At 41.8% G+C, this 17921-nt stretch carries 15 protein-coding genes; 14 read left to right on the forward strand and 1 reads right to left on the reverse strand.

The window, feature by feature from the left end; translation table 11 throughout:
- Positions 1-645: 645 nt before the first annotated feature.
- Both E4T79_RS01290 and E4T79_RS01295 read left to right on the forward strand, forming a co-directional pair.
- A complete protein-coding gene (locus tag E4T79_RS01290; RefSeq protein ID WP_135026925.1) occupies positions 646-1302 on the forward strand; it encodes a response regulator transcription factor in 657 nt (218 codons plus the stop codon).
- Entirely contained in the window at positions 1299-2657 is a 1359-nt protein-coding gene (locus E4T79_RS01295) for a HAMP domain-containing sensor histidine kinase (RefSeq protein WP_135026926.1), read from the forward strand. Before E4T79_RS01290 ends, E4T79_RS01295 begins: the two co-directional genes overlap by 4 nt.
- A 631-nt stretch (positions 2658-3288) precedes the next feature.
- Here E4T79_RS01295 and E4T79_RS01300 read toward each other — a convergent pair.
- Positions 3289-3459, reverse strand: coding sequence for a DUF3042 family protein (locus E4T79_RS01300; protein ID WP_075098970.1), 171 nt, complete (start codon positions 3457-3459; stop codon positions 3289-3291).
- Between the two features lie 68 nt (positions 3460-3527).
- On the opposite strand from E4T79_RS01300, the gene miaA reads away from it, so the two are divergent.
- From miaA to E4T79_RS01360, 12 genes are all read left to right on the forward strand, one after another.
- Positions 3528-4421, forward strand: a complete 894-nt coding sequence (miaA, locus tag E4T79_RS01305) for a tRNA (adenosine(37)-N6)-dimethylallyltransferase MiaA (protein WP_135026927.1) — start codon at positions 3528-3530, stop codon at positions 4419-4421.
- The gene (hflX, locus tag E4T79_RS01310) at positions 4414-5664 is read left to right on the forward strand and encodes a GTPase HflX (protein WP_135026928.1); all 1251 of its coding nucleotides are present in this window, start codon (positions 4414-4416) and stop codon (positions 5662-5664) included. The genes miaA and hflX overlap by 8 nt, the downstream gene beginning before the upstream one ends.
- The gene (locus tag E4T79_RS01315) at positions 5651-6277 is read left to right on the forward strand and encodes a cystathionine beta-lyase (protein WP_135026929.1); all 627 of its coding nucleotides are present in this window, start codon (positions 5651-5653) and stop codon (positions 6275-6277) included. Before hflX ends, E4T79_RS01315 begins: the two co-directional genes overlap by 14 nt.
- A 10-nt stretch (positions 6278-6287) precedes the next feature.
- Entirely contained in the window at positions 6288-7217 is a 930-nt protein-coding gene (rnz, locus tag E4T79_RS01320; RefSeq protein ID WP_135026930.1) for a ribonuclease Z, read from the forward strand.
- Positions 7214-7957, forward strand: coding sequence for an SDR family oxidoreductase (locus E4T79_RS01325; RefSeq protein WP_135026931.1), 744 nt, complete (start codon positions 7214-7216; stop codon positions 7955-7957). The genes rnz and E4T79_RS01325 overlap by 4 nt, the downstream gene beginning before the upstream one ends.
- Before the next feature lie 1010 nt (positions 7958-8967).
- Complete coding sequence (gene cls / locus E4T79_RS01330) at positions 8968-10515, forward strand: cardiolipin synthase (protein WP_135026932.1); 1548 nt, start codon at positions 8968-8970, stop codon at positions 10513-10515.
- Positions 10516-11520: 1005 nt separating this feature from the next.
- Positions 11521-13740 (forward strand): single-stranded-DNA-specific exonuclease RecJ, encoded by a 2220-nt coding sequence (gene recJ, locus E4T79_RS01335; protein ID WP_135026933.1) that lies wholly within the window; start codon positions 11521-11523, stop codon positions 13738-13740.
- A complete protein-coding gene (locus E4T79_RS01340) occupies positions 13740-14591 on the forward strand; it encodes a metallophosphoesterase family protein (RefSeq protein ID WP_135026934.1) in 852 nt (283 codons plus the stop codon). Before recJ ends, E4T79_RS01340 begins: the two co-directional genes overlap by 1 nt.
- 332 nt (positions 14592-14923) lie before the next feature.
- Entirely contained in the window at positions 14924-15436 is a 513-nt protein-coding gene (locus E4T79_RS01345) for an adenine phosphoribosyltransferase (protein WP_135026935.1), read from the forward strand.
- A 253-nt stretch (positions 15437-15689) separates the two neighbouring features.
- Positions 15690-16367, forward strand: a complete 678-nt coding sequence (locus E4T79_RS01350; protein ID WP_135026936.1) for a DnaD domain-containing protein — start codon at positions 15690-15692, stop codon at positions 16365-16367.
- 3 nt (positions 16368-16370) lie between these two features.
- The gene (locus E4T79_RS01355; RefSeq protein WP_135026937.1) at positions 16371-17057 is read left to right on the forward strand and encodes a tRNA (adenine(22)-N(1))-methyltransferase TrmK; all 687 of its coding nucleotides are present in this window, start codon (positions 16371-16373) and stop codon (positions 17055-17057) included.
- Positions 17044-17838, forward strand: a complete 795-nt coding sequence (locus E4T79_RS01360; protein ID WP_135026938.1) for a Nif3-like dinuclear metal center hexameric protein — start codon at positions 17044-17046, stop codon at positions 17836-17838. Before E4T79_RS01355 ends, E4T79_RS01360 begins: the two co-directional genes overlap by 14 nt.
- The last annotated feature ends 83 nt before the right edge of the window (positions 17839-17921 follow it).

Raw genomic sequence — 17921 nt, forward strand, 5'->3', positions numbered from 1 at the left:
AGGTCAAAAAAAGAGTTGGGTTTTCCTCATTTCCTAAATTCTCGCTTCGGGCTGAAACGGTCTGGAAATAGACCGTTTCACTCCCACCCTGCAACAGCCCAACAGTCAGAGTAGTGTGGAAATGAAGCGAAGAGTTCGCATCAGTCCTAGAGGTTAGATGTGGAGTATGAAACACCAACAAATACGAGTAAAAAGCTCCAGTGGAGCTTTTTAGCCGGCTCCCTGAAAAAAGAGCAGCATTTCCAACCTTCAAGGGCATGATAGCCATTGAAGCAATCAACCACTGCGTCAACGTCATTCGGTTCATAAAGTGAGCAAGCTGGGACTATTTGCCTAGTCTCTTGTTAGGGCTTGACTGTATAGGGGACAATAAATGATGAAATTCAGAAAAATACACCTGGCATTCTAAAAAATGTTTGTGTGTTCTGCATTCAGGTAACGATTGGAAATGGCCGATTTTGCCGCCATGAGAGGAGTTTTCTTCTAAGGAAACGAAGACAATAGGGATAATTCATTTTTTATTTTAAAAACAACTAGCTGATTGATGTTCTCGTATAGAGAGAGGTTTTATCTGTACGTTATCTGTTTTAACTTCTCTCAAACTAGTGTTATAATGGAAAAAGGGAATAAAAAAAGGAGAAGATAATGTATAAGATTTTAGTGGTTGAAGATGATGTGACCATCAACCAAGTAATTTATGAATTTTTAAAAGAACATGATTATCAAATTACATCCGTGATGGATGGAGGAGAAGCCTTGGAATGTTTTTCGAAAGAGAACTTTGATCTGGTTATTTTGGATATCATGCTTCCGACGGTCAATGGTCTTGATGTATTGAAAGAAATTCGCAAAAATTCTCAGGTTCCGATTATCATGTTGACAGCCTTGGATGATGAATATACCCAATTAGTTAGCTTTAATCATTTGATTAGTGATTATGTAACCAAGCCTTTTTCTCCATTGATTCTTGTCAAACGGATTGAAAATATTTTGCGCCGCTCAGTTACCTATTCTGAGATTGAGGTAGACGAATTGCGCGTTTCCTTAGAGGATCGTACGGTCTATTGGAAAGAAGAAAAGATGTCACCTACAAAGACCGAGTATGAGTTGATTGAAATCCTTGCTAAACGCAAATATCATCTGGTTACACGTGACCAACTGATGGATGTAATCTGGGGTTATAGTGAGCTTGATACGCGTGTCTTAGACAATCATATTAAAAATATTCGCAAGAAAATACCAGGTATTCCTTTGATCACTATTACAGGAATGGGGTATCAACTAGGGAGAGATTCAAAGTGAAAATTGCACAAAGACATTTTCTCTGGACCAATAGTTTAATTTTTTTGGTAGTTACTGCTCTTTTGACAACCTTGTATTTCGTGATGCCGATGTATTATCAAGCGGTTAAAATCAATGAGATTAGGCAAGAATTTGATTATGTATCAAGTAGGATTCAAGGGAAATCACTGCCTGACATTGAAAGTTTCTTAAAGTATTTTGATCGAAAAAATAGTCGGATGTGGTTTAGTTTGTCAGATAAGGAGGATGCTATTTATTATCCTAAAGTAGAAGGGATTAATCCAGATATAAAATCGGAGGTCAACACTTTTTTTCTATCAGAAGATATGGAACCTGATAAACTGAAAGAGACCATTACAGATCAGGAGGGAGAACAATATATATTGGAGGGAGAATATTCCTTGCAACCTGTTTCTGATGCTAGCCAGATTTTGTTTCGTCTTTCCCCCTACTTTTTTGTATTCTCCTTGAGTCTAGGAACGGCCTTATCATATATTTATAGTCAGATTTCGACCAAGCGACTGAAACAAATTTCTGAGACGACCCGAAAAATGGTGAGCCTATCGCCTGATGTTGTATGTCAAGTTGAAGGACGTGATGAAATTGCAGACCTCGCCCAAGATATCAATACACTTTACGATAGCCTTTTACGGAATATGGAGACCTTACGCCTTGAAAATGAGAAAGTCGCAGAGAGTGAGCGGAGTAAGGCTGAGTTTCTGCGGATGACTTCTCATGAATTAAAGACTCCTATCGCAGGCATGATGGGGATTGTAGACGGGATGATTTATGGCATTGGTGAGTTTAAAGATAGAGAGAAGTACCTAAAAAAATGTCGTGATATTTTAGAGCAGCAGTCACAGTTGGTTCAGTCGATTTTAGCCATGTCTAAGTTAGAGATGCAGGTCATAAAAAACATGTATCAAACCTTTTCTTTGTCAGATACGCTGATGGAACAGGTTGGATTTTATCAGACTTTGGCTGAAGTACACGGCTATCGCTTTTGGGTTCAATTAGAGCCTTTAGTGATTGAGGGCAATCAGATTTATCTCATCAAGGTTATAAAAAATATTCTAGACAATGCTTTTCATTATACGCGTGCAGGTGGTGAAATTGTGCTTCGGTTAGAGGGCAACCAGCTCATAGTTGAAAATGAGGCTGAAAAGGTCTTGACGAAGGAGCAGCTCGAAAAGATTTTCCAACCGTTTTATCGACCAGATTATAGTCGTAGTCGCAAGGATGGAGGCACTGGCTTAGGGCTCTTTATCGTCCAACAAATTTTAGATCAGCACCAATTAAACTATCGTTTTGAAGCGATTGAGGACAAGTGGATGAGGTTCAGTATTTTCTTTTAAAGCAAATTATAGTCTTTTAGTACTAGGCAAGGAGCTGCAGGCTGTACTGGAGTACGGCAAAGCGAGGTAAGGAAGTAATAAAAGTTAAACTAGGTGACTATAAATGGCAGTGCTCCCTTTACTTTTATGGCTTTCCTCCTCCTAAAAGCAAAAAGAGGCTGGGACATAAGTCCCAGCTTTCTCACTTTATGAACCGAGTGACGTTGACGCAGTGGTGGATTGCTTCAATGGCTATCATGCCGTTGAAGGTTGGAAATGAAATGCTGCTCTTTTTTCAGGGAGCAGGCTAAAAAGCTCCACTAGAGCTTTTTATTCGTATTTGTTCGTGTTTCCCACTCCACATCTGACTTCTAGGACTGATGCGAACGAATTCGCTTCATTTCATTACTACTCTGACTGTTGGAGCTGTGCGGGGTGGGGGGGAGTGAAACGGCCTTGGAATAGACCGTTTCAGCCCGAAGCTAGAATGCAGGAAATAAGGTAAAAACCGAACTCTTTTTTGACCTGTCGAGTTCTTTCCCACTCCTTGCTCGCTTTTGTATTTCTAGACTCGTGAAAAAAAGCTCCACTGGAGCCTTACTCGCTTTTGTATTTCTGGACTCGTGAAAAAATGCTCCACTGGAGCATTTTTTTAATGTGCGACGCGACGGCGTGCTGCTTTTTTACGATTTTCTTCGATGAACGCTTCTTTCTTTTCTTCAGGTTCGATGATTGTTTTATGAATTGTAAAAATTGCACCTGCGGCAAGAGCAACTGTGCTAGCAACTCCTGTCAAGAAACCTTTTCCAAAACCTTTAGCCATAGTTGTTTCTCCTTTACTTGTGTTATAATAGATTGTAGCGAAAAAACAAAAAATTTTCAAGGAAAAAGATGAGAACAAAGATAATAGTAGTGGTAGGACCGACCGCGGTAGGGAAAACATCTCTAGGGATTGCTCTAGCAAAACAGTATAACGGTGAGATTATTAGTGGCGATAGCCAACAGGTGTATCGGCAATTAGATATTGGAACAGCCAAGGCGACAAAGGAAGAGCAAAAACGAGTAGCCCACCATTTGATTGACGTGCGCGATGTGACGGAGGGCTATTCTGCTTTTGATTTTGTGGCAGAAGCAAGTAATTGGATTGAAGAGATAGCAAGTAGGGGGAAGCTACCCATTATTGTGGGTGGTACAGGTCTTTACATTCAAAGCTTGCTAGAGGGTTATCATCTGGGAGGTCAGGTAGCACATGGAGAGATTCTTACCTATCGTAAGGAGCTAGATGCCTTATCAGATGAGGCTTTATTTGAGAAAATAGCAGAGCTGGGGATTGAGATTCCCCAGATGAATCGCAGACGAGCCATGAGGCAGTTGGAACTGGTACAGTTTGGACAAGAGTTGGAAAATCAAACTCCACCTTATGAGGCCTTGATGATTGGCTTGTCAGATGACCGAGCTGTCTTGTATGAACGTATCAACCAACGGGTGGATCAGATGTTGGAAGCAGGCTTGCTTGCAGAAGCTAGGTGGCTCTATGAGAAGTACCCGACAGTCCAGGCTAGTTTGGGAATTGGCTACAAGGAGTTCTTTCCCTATTTCGCTGGTCAAGTCAGTCTTGAAGAAGCTGTCAACAAGGTCAAGCAAAATACCCGACGCTTTGCAAAACGCCAGTTGACTTGGTTCCGTAACCGCATGCAGGTAGTGTTTGACGGGGTGTCTGAAACAGGTGTGAGGGATAAGATCTATCAGCGAGTGGGGGAATTTTTAGAGGAACATCATGATTGAAATGAGAAAAGAAGACGAGAGTGTCTTGCTGGTTGGGGTAGAATTGCAGCAGACAGAGAACTTTGCTATGTCAATGGAAGAATTGGCTAGTCTTGCCAAAACAGCTGGGGCGGTAGTGAAAGGTTGCTACAGCCAGAAGCGAGAAAAGTATGATAGCAAAACCTTTGTTGGTTCTGGTAAATTAGAGGAAATCAAGACGATGGTCGAAGCTGACGGGATTGATACAGTCGTTGTCAATAATCGCTTGACACCACGCCAGAATGTGAATTTAGAAGAAGTCTTAGGTGTCAAAGTCATTGACCGGATGCAGTTGATTTTAGACATCTTTGCCATGCGTGCTAGAAGTCATGAGGGGAAATTGCAGGTGCATTTGGCACAGTTGAAATATATGTTGCCTCGCTTGGTTGGACAGGGAATTATGCTTAGTCGTCAGGCAGGTGGGATTGGCTCGCGTGGACCAGGTGAGAGTCAGCTGGAGCTCAATCGTCGGAGTATTCGCAACCAGATAGCAGATATTGAACGTCAGCTGAAAGTTGTGGAGAAAAATCGAGCAACGGTACGAGAGCGAAGACTCCAGTCAGGTATTTTAAAAATCGGACTCATCGGCTATACCAATGCAGGCAAATCTACTATTATGAATGCTCTGACTGATAAACATCAGTATGAAGCTGATGAATTGTTTGCAACCTTAGATGCAACGACTAAGCAGGTTCAGCTATCAGATACCTTTCAGGTGACGGTGACTGATACGGTTGGATTTATCCAAGATTTACCGACAGAGATTATTTCAGCCTTTAAATCAACGCTAGAGGAGTCGATGAATGTAGACATGTTGCTTCATATCATTGATGCTTCTGATTCCAATCACACAGAGCAGGAAGAAGTGGTCTTACGTATTTTACAAGAGTTGGAGATGGAGGATATTCCTCGCCTAGCCCTTTATAATAAATTAGATAAGACAGATGATACCTTTACACCGAGCCAATTTCCGCATGTGATGCTATCTGCCAAAGATGAGAATGCCAAATCTCATATTCAGATGATGATCTTGGCTAAGATTAAAACCATGTTTGAGTCTTTTGAGATTCGCGTTCCCTTGAAAGATAGCTATAAGATTCATGAGCTAGGGCGAATATCCTTGATTGATAAGCGCTTTTATGAGGACGATGTAGAAATCATCAAAGGTTATATTGCTAAGGAACACAAGTGGAAGTTAGAGGAATTTGAAAATGGATTATATTGACGTAGCCTTGAAATACGGTGGCTTTACCAGCCTTGATCGGGTTTATTTGGCGCGGCAGTTGGAAGACTTGACCGATAGCCAAAAATTGGCTTTTATCACACCGCCCCCCTCTGTTATCAACGCCTATTTTGCCGAATTGTATCAAAAGAAAAGCCCACAAGCTGCGACAGACTATTATTTGACCTTGTCAAAGCGGTTCAATCTGTTCATTGAGCACCCCTCCTTTAGGGAAGAAAAGCCTTTTGTTCGCCTAAATTTGTCGGGGAAAGCCTTTGGTTTTGCTTATCAGAATGATAGAGAGTTGGCGCGTGTTTTTGCTGAAGAATATGAACCAATAACACCTCATCTTCTCTTTGAGATTGCCCAGATCTTTCCTCACTACAAGGTCTTTGTTAAGGAAGAGGTCATCTGGATGAAACCCTTGGCTATTGATGAGGGAAGTCTCACCGCAGTTGAAACTAGCTATCTTTTGACAGATCTTGCTGAAAGTGCAGAATGGGTACGAGTTTCAGGCTTGAACCAAGAAGAGGTTATAGAGCTTGTAAGCCATTATCAAGGTCAAGCTTATTACGCTTGGTCAGGGCGGACAGCCATTGTCTATCTCCAACAATAGAAAGAAGTATATGTATATTCAATTTTTAGGAACAGGAGCGGGTCAACCCTCCAAATCACGCAATGTGTCAAGTTTAGCATTGAAATTGCTAGATGAAATCAATGAAGTATGGTTGTTTGATTGCGGGGAGGGTACGCAGAATCGAATTTTAGAAACGAACATTCGCCCTCGCAAGGTAAGTAAAATTTTCATTACCCATTTGCATGGGGATCATATCTTTGGTCTACCAGGCTTTTTATCTAGCCGATCATTTCAAGGAAATGAAGAGCAGACAGATATTGATATTTACGGTCCAATGGGTATTCGCCAGTTTGTTTTGACTAGTTTGAAAGTGTCGGGTTCTCGTCTGCCTTATCGGATTCATTTTCATGAGTTTGCGGTCGAGCAGGTCGATAAGGTACTTGAAACAGACAAATTTACGGTATTTGCGGATAAGCTGGATCACACAGTGCCTTGTGTCGGCTACCGTGTCATGCAAAAGGAGCTGGAGGGAAGACTTGATGCAGAGGCACTTCGTGCGGCAGGTGTACCATTTGGTCCTCTCTTTGGACGGATTAAAAATGGCGAAAATGTTGTCTTGGAAGATGGAACTGAGATTCTTGCAAGTGATTATGTTTCGCAACCGCGTCCCGGGAAAATTGTGACTATTTTGGGTGATACGCGCAAGTGCCATGCTAGCGTGCGCCTCGGTATCAATGCGGATGTGCTCGTGCATGAGGCGACCTATGGGAAAGGCGATGAAGATATTGCCCGTAAACATGGCCATTCGACCAATATGGATGCAGCTCTGGTCGCAAAAGATGCAGGTGCGAAGCGCTTGTTACTCAACCATATTAGCCCGCGCTTTTTGTCGAAAGACATCAGCCAGCTTCGCAAGGAAGCAAGTGGCATTTTTGAACATGTTCATATTGTCAAAGATTTAGAAGAGGTTGAAGTGTGAGAAAAATTCTGATAACAGGGGCTTCAGGTGGAGTGGTCCAAGCCATGGTGCCACTTTTAGCAGATGATTTCCTTATTTTGTTGGGACGAGATAAGGAAAAAATAGCGCGTCTTTATGCTCACCATACTAACAAATTGGTTTTTGATACCGATATTCGTGATGAAGTAGCCTTGAGAGAGCTATTGGATCGTATTGGTGAGATTGATATTCTGGTCAATAATGCAGGCTATGGTCGTTTTGCGGACTTTGCAGATTTTTCTAGTCAAGAAGTTCGGGATATGTTTGAAATCAACACCTTTGCCTTGATGACTCTGTCTCGTTTAGTGGGAGAGCAGATGAAGAGGGCACAACAAGGTCAAATCATTAACATTGTCAGTATGGCAGGTTTCATTGCTTCTAGCAAGTCTTCTGTCTATTCAGCGACGAAATTTGCGGCTATTGGTTTTTCGAATGCCTTGCGCTTGGAGCTAGCGACTTCGAATATCGTCGTGACTACGATTAATCCAGGACCAATTGCCACAAGCTTCTTTGAACAGGCTGATCCAGGAGGCGCCTATTTGCAGTCTGTCAAGGCTTTCTTATTGCAACCAGATGTAGTGGCACGTAAGATTGTTGGGGTCATGGGAACCAAGAAAAGAGAACTCAACGTGCCTTGGACCTTGGCACTTGCCCATAAATGCTATGTCCTATTTCCAAATCTAGCGGATTTTCTCGCCCGTACCGTTTTTAATTACAAATAATAAGGAGAATGCGGCTGAGGTGAATAACCTCAAAAAGAGGAGGCAGTCTAAAAAGACTCCAAGCACACTAAAATAAATGTATGTTTTGGCGGTAGCTAGCTCTAAAGGTATGTCATACCTTTGGAGGTGGGAATAGACGTTTGCGGAGCAAACGCTCCCTAGGAAGTAAGCTGAAAACCTCCACAGGAGCTTTTCACTCGTCGTATTTCCTATTTTTCATTCGCTTTTTAACGTCCTCGTGTCTTGATGTAATTGAACACAGCCTACGAGCTGCGTAAAAAAGATAGGTTTCCTGGAGTCTACAGACTCTGCGTCAACCTCCTATTTTTATCTTGCTCGCTTTACGGCTTTTGTATCTTGTAATTGAACCCGCCCTAAACTCTGCGTAAAAAAGAGAAGCCTTTGCTAGACGAAACGTCTTCGCAAAGTTTCCTATTTTTACCTTGAGTTTAACGGGCTTGGTATCTTAATGTAACTGAACCCGCCCTAAACTCTGTGCGAAAAAGAGACGAAGCCGTTGCGAGGTTTACTTGCTTACGGATACTTTTAGGAAGTAGGCTGAAAACCTTCACAGGAGCTTTTCACTCGTCGTATTTCCTGTTTTTACCGTAGCTGTTGCAGGTTATGCCTGCTTTAAAGATATGGAAGAAACTATCCAGCGGAGAGTTTCTTAGGCACGGAGTACATTCGCTTTTTAATGTCCTTGTATCTTGTGTAATTGAACCCGCCCTAAACTCTTCGCGAAAAAGATAAATTTTCCTAGAAACTAACGTTTCTTCGTCAAATTTCCTATTTTCGCTTTGAGTTTTTAACGGGCTTTGTATCTTGGTGTAACTGAACTCGGGCTAAGAGCTGTGTAAAAAAGAGACGAAGCCGTTGCGAATTATGTTCGCTTACGGCTACGGCTACCTTTAGGTATAAATACTCCTAGAAGCAGAAGCTTCCTCGTCGTATTTCCTATTTTTCATTCGCTTTTTACACGCCCTCGTATCTTGATGAAAGGAGATGATATGAAAAAGTTATGGAGATTGATTTATAGTCGTACTTTTATTGTTCTTTTATTGATTACAGTGACGGTTGGGGCTATCTTGTGGGCAGTCACTTCGGCAACGGTGTTGGCTCCTGCCCTCCTTTCTGTATTGCAGGTTTTTTCGATTCTAGTGGCTATTTCGGTGATTAACCGACCGATGAATACCAGCTTTAAATTGACCTGGATTGTCTTTATCATTGGGATTCCCATCTTTGGGGCTCTGTTTTACTTTATCTTGCAGTCCAATATCGAAACGAGGCGTTACCGAAAGACTTTTAAACGGCAAAGTTTGCTCTTGCGACAATATGGACATACCTCACACAAGGTTCTAAATGCGTTGGCAGAGCAGGACGAGGATCAGTTGAAATTGGCTCATTACATGAATCAGCATGTCGGCTATGCTCTACACTCTAATACTGATGCAGTCTATTTTTCATCTGGGGAGGCCAAGTTTGAAGCATTGTTGAGTGAATTGCGTAAAGCAGAAGCATACATCTTCATGGAATATTTTATTGTTGATTTCGGTTATATGTGGGATTCTATTTTAGAAATTCTAAAGGAAAAAGTAGCCCAGGGAGTGGAAGTTCGATTTATGTACGATGGAACCAATTCTCTGACCCTTTTGCCTTATAATTACTATAAAACCTTGAGAAAATATGGCATTAAGACCAAGGTCTTTTCTCAGATTATCCCTGCTTTATCAACCGTTCAAAATAATCGTGATCATCGAAAAATCGCGGTGATTGACGGTAAAGTGGCCTTTACAGGTGGGGTCAATCTTGCAGATGAATACATCAATCGCAAGGAACGCTTCGGTTACTGGAAAGATGCAGCCATTATGGTCAAGGGAGAAGCGGTTGCTAATTTCACCCTCATGTTCTTGCAGATGTGGAATTTCAATGAAAAAACGCAAAACGATGACTTGAAATACTTAAAAGATCACCATGATCAAGAAAAGTCAATCATCGATTCGGAGGGTTTTTTCTTACCTTATGGTGAAAGTCCCTTTGATGGAGATGAGGTAGCCAAGCGCGTCTGTCTTGATATGATTCAGTCAGCCACCAAGTATATCTATATCATGACCCCCTACCTTGTATTGGATGATGAGATGTTGGACAATCTGACTTATGCAGCTAAGCGAGGGGTGACAGTTCGTATCTTGTTACCACATATTTATGACAAGCAATCGGCTTATTTAGCTGCAAGGACAGACTTTCCGACTTATCTGGAGGCAGGGATTGAGATTTACGAATATACACCAGGCTTTGTCCACTCAAAAGTAGTTCTTGTTGATGACAAAAAAGCGACTGTCGGCACGGTTAATATGGATTTTCGTAGCTTCTATCTTAATTTTGAATGTGGTCTTTATATCTATAAACATCATCAAGTTTTAGCTGATATCCACCAGGATTTTGAAGACTCCTTTGCCAAATCTAAGCAGATTACCTTGATAAATTTTTTACGGACCTATCCTTGGTATAAACGTTTGGCTGGTGCTTTGATGAAGATTGTTGCACCTCTCTTGTAGGCAAGCACAAGTTTCCTTGATTGAGGAGCCTTTGTGTAGACAGAGGGAGTGGGAGAACGGGCTATTAGAGATATTGTCATACATCTTTCTCATTTAATCCAGATGTTGGGAAAGTTATTTTCTCAGGCATGTCTAGCAGAAAATAGTCCAAAGTGTCAAGTCATGTGAGTAGTAAAAAGCGATTGGTCAGTAGATAATGTGGTTCAGACGAGAATAAAGAAGAGAGGACAGTCGATTTCTATGAGATCGTGATCTTGTCCTACTTCTTTTTTTGTTTATCCATAGCTGACGATAAAGCTGCTTCATGGTATAATGATAGGCAGATAGTCTATTTATACTCTCTATAGTCCTTTCGTTTATATTTTTTATTCCTTCGTTAACTCGTCTTGCTGTACTTCAGTACTACCTGCGACTCGTTACCTGGTACTAAAAATAAACGAAACGGCTATATTATTTCGTTCCCTCGCTTTGTTGTACTCTGGTACAGCCTGCAGGTCGTTACCTAGTACTAAAAGCAAACTAAAAGACTATCACATCAACGTCTGATTAGCTTTCACCATTGGGAATTGTGAAAGGTTGGAGATAAGGGTAGCAAAGCTTTCCTCCTCTTAAACCGACGTAGAACGGAAGACCAGCAAGATGAGTGAATGACGGAAAGATGTTGATTTTTGACGAGTATTAACAAAAAAACAAACATCGAAACCAGCATTTCAGAAGCAGTTAATGTTCCCTACCTATTAGCTAAGCTAAAAGGAGTGGAAATGAGGGGACTCAGAAAGTCCTCCTTTTGTAGTGGGTAGGAACGGTAGCAAATAGTAAAGTCGGTGCTATGAACGATATTTTGAAACGATAGATGCAACAATGAGTCAGGAAAACCCAAAGAATGTTGCTTGTGCTAGATAGTGGAGAGAATATCAAAAATGCTACATGTTGATGTTTGGTAAGTATCTGCTGAATATGAATACAGTTGAATGGTAAGGTTCAAAGGATATAAGGAGAAGAAGAGTGATACAATCAACATATGAGTGGAGTTTGGTTCCAACGATTTCAGATGAAAACTTTGTGAAAGTAGCCCAAAAAGAGGGACTGGACCTGGTTGTGGCCAATTTCCTTTATACACGAGGAATACAGTCAGAAGAAGCTCTCAAAAAATTTTTACATCCTAGTTTAGAGGACTTGCATGATCCGTATTTGCTGCATGGGATGAAAGAGGCTGTAGTGCGGATTCGCCGTGCGATTGAAGAGAACGAGCTAATTCTAGTTTACGGTGACTATGATGCTGATGGGATGACGTCAGCTTCCATTGTTAAGGAAGCCTTGGAGGAACTAGGGGCTGAATGCTTGGTCTATCTGCCCAATCGTTTTACAGATGGGTATGGTCCCAATCAGTCGGTCTACAAATATTTTATTGAACAGCAAGGAGTGTCCTTGATTGTCGCGGTAGATAATGGTGTGGCAGGGCATGAAGCGATTGACTATGCACAGAGTGTTGGTGTTGATGTCATTGTGACGGATCACCATTCTCTACCAGAAAGTTTGCCAAATGCCTATACTATCATTCACCCAGAGCATCCGGCTGGACACTATCCTTTTCCTCATCTGGCAGGATGCGGTGTAGCCTTTAAACTGGCTTGTGCCTTGTTAGAAATGGTGCAGTTAGAGTGGCTCGATTTAGTAGCGATTGGTACTATTGCAGATATGGTTAGCTTGACGGGTGAAAATCGAATTTTGGTTAAATATGGCTTGTCTATGCTGAAGCAGACAGAACGGCTTGGCTTGCAGGAGTTGATGAGCTTCGCTGAGATTAGTCCTGAAAATGTGACAGAAGAAACGGTAGGCTTTCAATTAGCACCACGCTTGAATGCCTTGGGGCGTCTGGATGATCCCAATCCAGCTATTGAATTACTGACAGGATTTGATGAGGAGCAAGCGCAGGTCATCGCTCAGATGATTAATGGTAAAAATACCGAACGTAAGGACATTGTTCAAGCCATTTATGATGAAGCAAAGATGATGATTGACAAAGAAAAACCTGTACAGGTTTTGGCTAAGGAAGGCTGGAATCCAGGAGTTTTAGGGATTGTTGCAGGGCGTTTGCTGGAGGAATTGCAACAACCAGTCATTGTCTTAGCGATTGATGAGGGGAGGGCAAAAGGCTCTGCACGCTCGGTTGCTTCGATTGATATTTTTGAAGCCTTGAAAGATCATCAGGATTTATTTCTTGCCTTTGGTGGGCATGCAGGTGCAGCGGGAATGACCTTAGAGGTAGATAAGCTAGAAGATTTGGCTGCTCTTCTTTCGACCTATATCTTAGATAATGGATTGGATCAAGTGAGCAAGGGGGAATTGTTGCTAGATGAGGAATTAGATCTGGAGGAATTGACCCTCAATACCCTGAAGTCTTTTGAGAGCTTGGCGCCCTACGGTATGGATCATAAAAAACCTGTCTTTTATATCAAGGATTTTCAGGTCGAGTCAGCTCGAACCATGGGACAGCAAAATGCACATCTTAAATTCCGTATCAAAAAAGGGCAGGCTAGTTTTGATGTGGTTGCTTTTGGACTGGGTCATTTGGCTCTTGAAATTTCTCAGAGTAAGAAGTTAGAGTTAGCTGCTCGTCTAGCGGTTAACCAATGGAATGGACAGACGACCTTGCAGCTGATGCTAGTTGATTTACGAGTAGAGGGAGTTCAACTGTATAATCTACGTAGTAAAAAAGCAAATTTCCCAGCAGATGTTTTAGTGATTGATGCTGAAAAAGATCTTCCAGATGTGATAGATCAGCAAGCAATCGGAATCGCAACGATTCCAGATGATGTACAAGTGTTGAAAGACTTGCTACAAGCACATGATTTTCAGGCCATTTATTTTAAAAATGATATCGCAGTTCCTTACTACTTGGATGGTTATGGCAGCAGGGAGCAGTTCACGCGCCTTTATAAGGCAGTTTCTCAGTTCAAGGAATTTGATGTACGTTACAAATTAGAGGAACTAGCTCGCTATCTCAAAATCAATGCACCGCTCTTGATTAAGATGATTCAAATTTTCCAAGAATTAGACTTTGTCACGATTATAGACGGTGTCATGACGGTCAATAAGGAAGCAGCAAAACGCGAAATTAGCGAGAGTACCATTTACCAGCAACTGAAAAAGCAAGTGGCAGAGCAAGAGCTGATGGCACTTGGAACGGTTCAGGAAATCTATGACTACCTTATGGAGAAGTAATGAAGAAACGGATCGGGATTTTGGCAGATATCCATGGAAATCTGACTGCTTTGAAAGCAGTGATTGCGCATGCAAAAGCGCAAGGTGTCGATGAATATTGGCTCTTGGGTGATGTCTTATTGCCGGGACCGGGAGATAAGGACTTACTAGCTTTGTTACGGCAGTTGTCTTTAACAGCTTGTTTAAAGGGAAACTGGGAGGAGAACATGCTGCTCGTCAATCAGCAGCGAAAACAGAAGCCCCCTCTTTTACAGTCTGCCAGTCAAGTCTACTTTTATCGAATGTGTCAGTATGTCTTGGAGCGATTGGAACCAGCAGACTTGCTTTATCTTTCTTCCTTTTCGGATACTGCCCTAAAAACGGTAGCTGGCTTGCAGGTTGGACTCTATCATCACTTACCAGGGAAAAAGCATGGTCGAAACCTGGTTCATCATGCACCGCAGGAAGAATTTGACAAATTATTTGAGGATAACCAGCATGATATTGTCGTTTTTGGTCATGTACACATGCAGTTGCTTCGTTATGGCAGTCAGGGGCAACTGATTGTCAATCCAGGGTCCATTGGGCAACCCTATTTTCCTTGGGAGCCATTGAAGAAAGATTTGCGTGCCCAGTATACTATCTTGGAACTGGATGAACAGGGGATTCCTGCACTACACTTCTATAAGGTCGCCTACGATGTAGAAGCAGAGTTAGCCTTGGCAAGAAAGAAAGAGCTTCCTTATCTACAATTATATGAGGACTTGCTCTACCAAGGAAATCTTCATACTCATAATGAAGAATTACTAGCTACAATCCATAAAAAGTATCCCTATGAAAAAGAGGTTGAAAAATGGTTGGCTCAAGACTAGCAATTTTGCAACCTTTTAAGTCTTCTAAATGGGGAAAACATGGTATAATAAGAAGTAATGCTCATTAAACCTCAATGTTTGGTCTTGTTATTTTGCCTTAAGCTGTGGCATTTTATCAAACATTGATGTTTAAGAATCTGTATGCACAAGTGAGGCAATTTGATTCAAAATTTCACGTTTCGATTATCAAGAGAGGTTGTTTGAAAGGATGCGGGCTGTATGTCGAACAACGAACGATAAGTAGGGAAAGGTGGTCTTGAATGGAGTGTAAAACTGTAAATATAGGTTCTAAGAGTGTTCATAAAACAGATTAAATATAAAGTGAGAACATAATGAATTTAAAAGATTATATTGCTTCGATTGAGAATTATCCGCAGGAGGGAATTACTTTCCGCGATATTAGTCCCTTAATGGCCAATGGAAATGCCTATAGTTACGCCGTCCGAGAGATTGTCCAATACGCGACAGATAAGAAAATTGACATGATTGTGGGACCTGAAGCCCGTGGTTTTATCGTGGGGTGTCCGGTTGCTTTTGAGCTTGGTATAGGCTTTGCTCCTGTACGTAAGCCAGGGAAGTTGCCGCGCGAAGTGATTTCAGCAGACTACGAAAAAGAATATGGTGTGGACACTCTAACCATGCATTCAGATGCTATTAAGCCTGGTCAGCGCGTTTTAATTGTCGATGACTTATTGGCAACCGGTGGTACGGTCAAGGCAACCATTGAAATGGTTGAACGCTTGGGTGGTATCGTTGCAGGTTGTGCCTTCTTGATTGAATTAGATGATTTGAAAGGACGCGAAGCGATTGGTGATTACGACTATAAGGTCTTGTTGCACTATTGATAGAGGCTTAAACTACAAGAATTCCTATTTTTCTTCTAATTTTGAAAGGGATAGCCCTCTATCAAAATCAATACCTGATGGGCTTTCATAATGGAGAATTGTCAAAGCTTGGAGATGAGGCTAGTCTTCTCTAAAAACCAAAGGGGAGCTGAAGCTTGAAAGAGTGAGATAGAAATAGAGGTTTGATGAGTATCAGTTGTACCTATGCCCCTTGCCTACTACCAAAGTCAAAAGACTATATTAAAGAGGAACTATGAATTATTTACAGCAATTTCAGAAAGGTTATCTGGTCTTACCACCAGATTTACTCTTTCATTTTAAGGATTTATTTCCCTCAGCAGATGAGTATGTTGTCTGGCAATTTTTCTTCTATCAAAATACTAGTAATATCGAAGGACTAGCACCTAGCCAGATTGCTCAAGCCTGCGGTAAGTCTATTTCTGAAATCAATCGTTCGATTGAACAGTTGCAAGAAGCGGGCTTGTTGGATTTTAAGACCATCAATCTATCTGGGGAAATTGAGATGATTTTTGATGCCTCACCTGCCTTGGAAAAGCTAGATGCTCTTTTGCAGTCTGACACCTCATTACAAGAGCCTCAACCAGCCCGTTATGACCTGAAGCAATTAGTGGCAGACTTTGAAGTAGAGTTAGGTCGATTGTTGTCTCCGCTTGAGATTGAAGATCTACAAAAAACGTTGAATGATGATTTAACTTCGCCAGATGTGGTACGAGAAGCCTTACGGGAAGCTGTATTTAATAATAAGACGAATTGGAAGTATATCCAAGCTATTTTACGGAATTGGCGCCGTGAGGGGATTACGACGGTTGCACAAGTGGAGGCAAAACGGGTTGAGCGAGAAGGGCAGCAGCCCCGGAATATCTCTGTATCAGCGGATTTCTTAGAAGCCATGGATTATTGGAAAGAGTAGAAGATGAAACAAAAAATCTCAAAACGTTTGGAAATGGTGGCCCAGTTTGTGCCACAAGATGCTCGTTTGGTAGATGTAGGGAGTGACCATGCTTATCTCCCTCTTTTTTTGGTAGAAAGGGGCGTGATTTCCTATGCTATTGCAGGAGAAGTTGTACAAGGCCCCTATCAATCAGCCCTACAAAATGTGCAGAATTCCGACCATAAAGACTGCATTGAGGTTCGTCTTGCAAATGGTCTTGCTGCCTTTGAAGAAGTAGACCAGATGACCACGATTACCATTGCTGGTATGGGTGGACGCTTGATAGCGGACATCCTAGAAGCAGGAAAAGATAAGCTCAATCAGATTGAACGTCTTATCTTACAGCCCAACAACCGAGAAGATGATGTGCGGGTGTGGCTAGAAAAGCATGGTTTCAAGTTGGTAGCAGAAAATATGATAGAAGAACATGGGAAATTTTATGAGATTTTGGTGGCAGAGCCAGGGAGCCAAACACTCACGGCTATGGAAAGACGCTTTGGTCCCTATCTATTGCAGAAAGTTTCTCCTGTTTTCCAAAAAAAATGGGAGTTAGAAATAGATAAATTGCAACATGCACTGGATCAAATTCCAACAGAGCATGAGGTGGAGCGTAACCATATTGAGGAAAAAATACAGCATATCAAGGAGGTGCTAGATGTTAGCAAGTAAAGTCATTGAACGATACCAAGCCTTTTGCCCGTCAAGTCTATCTATGGAAGATGACGTGTCGGGGCTTCAGATTGGTACGTTAAATAAGGATATTCAAAAAGTCATGGTAGCACTTGATATTCGTGAAACAACGGTTGCGGAAGCCATTGATAAAAATATCGACTTAATCATTGTCAAGCACGCCCCGATTTTCCGTCCGATTTCCCATTTGGTAGCAGATGATCTGCAGGCGAAAATCTATCTGGATCTTATCAAGCATGATATTGCAGTCTATGTTAGCCATACTGATATCGATGTCGTGGAGGGAGGGTTAAATGATTGGTTCTGTGAGCTCTTAGACATCAAGGATACGACCTATTTTCATGAAACGCAGGCAGGTCATGGGATCGGTCGGATTGGAGTTGTACAAGAGCAGACCTTAGAAGAATTAGCTCTCAAGGTCAAGCAGGTCTTTGACTTAGATGCAGTTCGTTTAGTGACTTATGGCCATCAAGCTCAGCAATATGTTGAGCGTGTTGCAATTTGCGGAGGGACGGGTAGTCGTTTTTACAAGGAAGCACTTGAAAAAGGGGCTGATGTCTATATTACAGGCGATATTTACTATCATACTGCTCAAGAAATGTTAACTCAGGGTTTGTTGGCTATTGATCCAGGGCATCATATTGAGGTGCTCTTTGTGGAGAAAGTGACTCAAAAAATCAAAGAATGGGCAGCGAAAGAGAACTGGGGGATTACCATTGAGGGATCAACTGTATCCACCAATCCATTTCGTCATCTATAAAGTACGGGGGCGTGTAAAGCACACAGTGTACCCTGTTGCCTAAGAAACTCTCCGCTGGATAGTTTCTTCCATATCATCTGTAA

The organism is Streptococcus sp. LYSM12 (assembly GCF_004569635.1).
Classification (GTDB): domain Bacteria; phylum Bacillota; class Bacilli; order Lactobacillales; family Streptococcaceae; genus Streptococcus.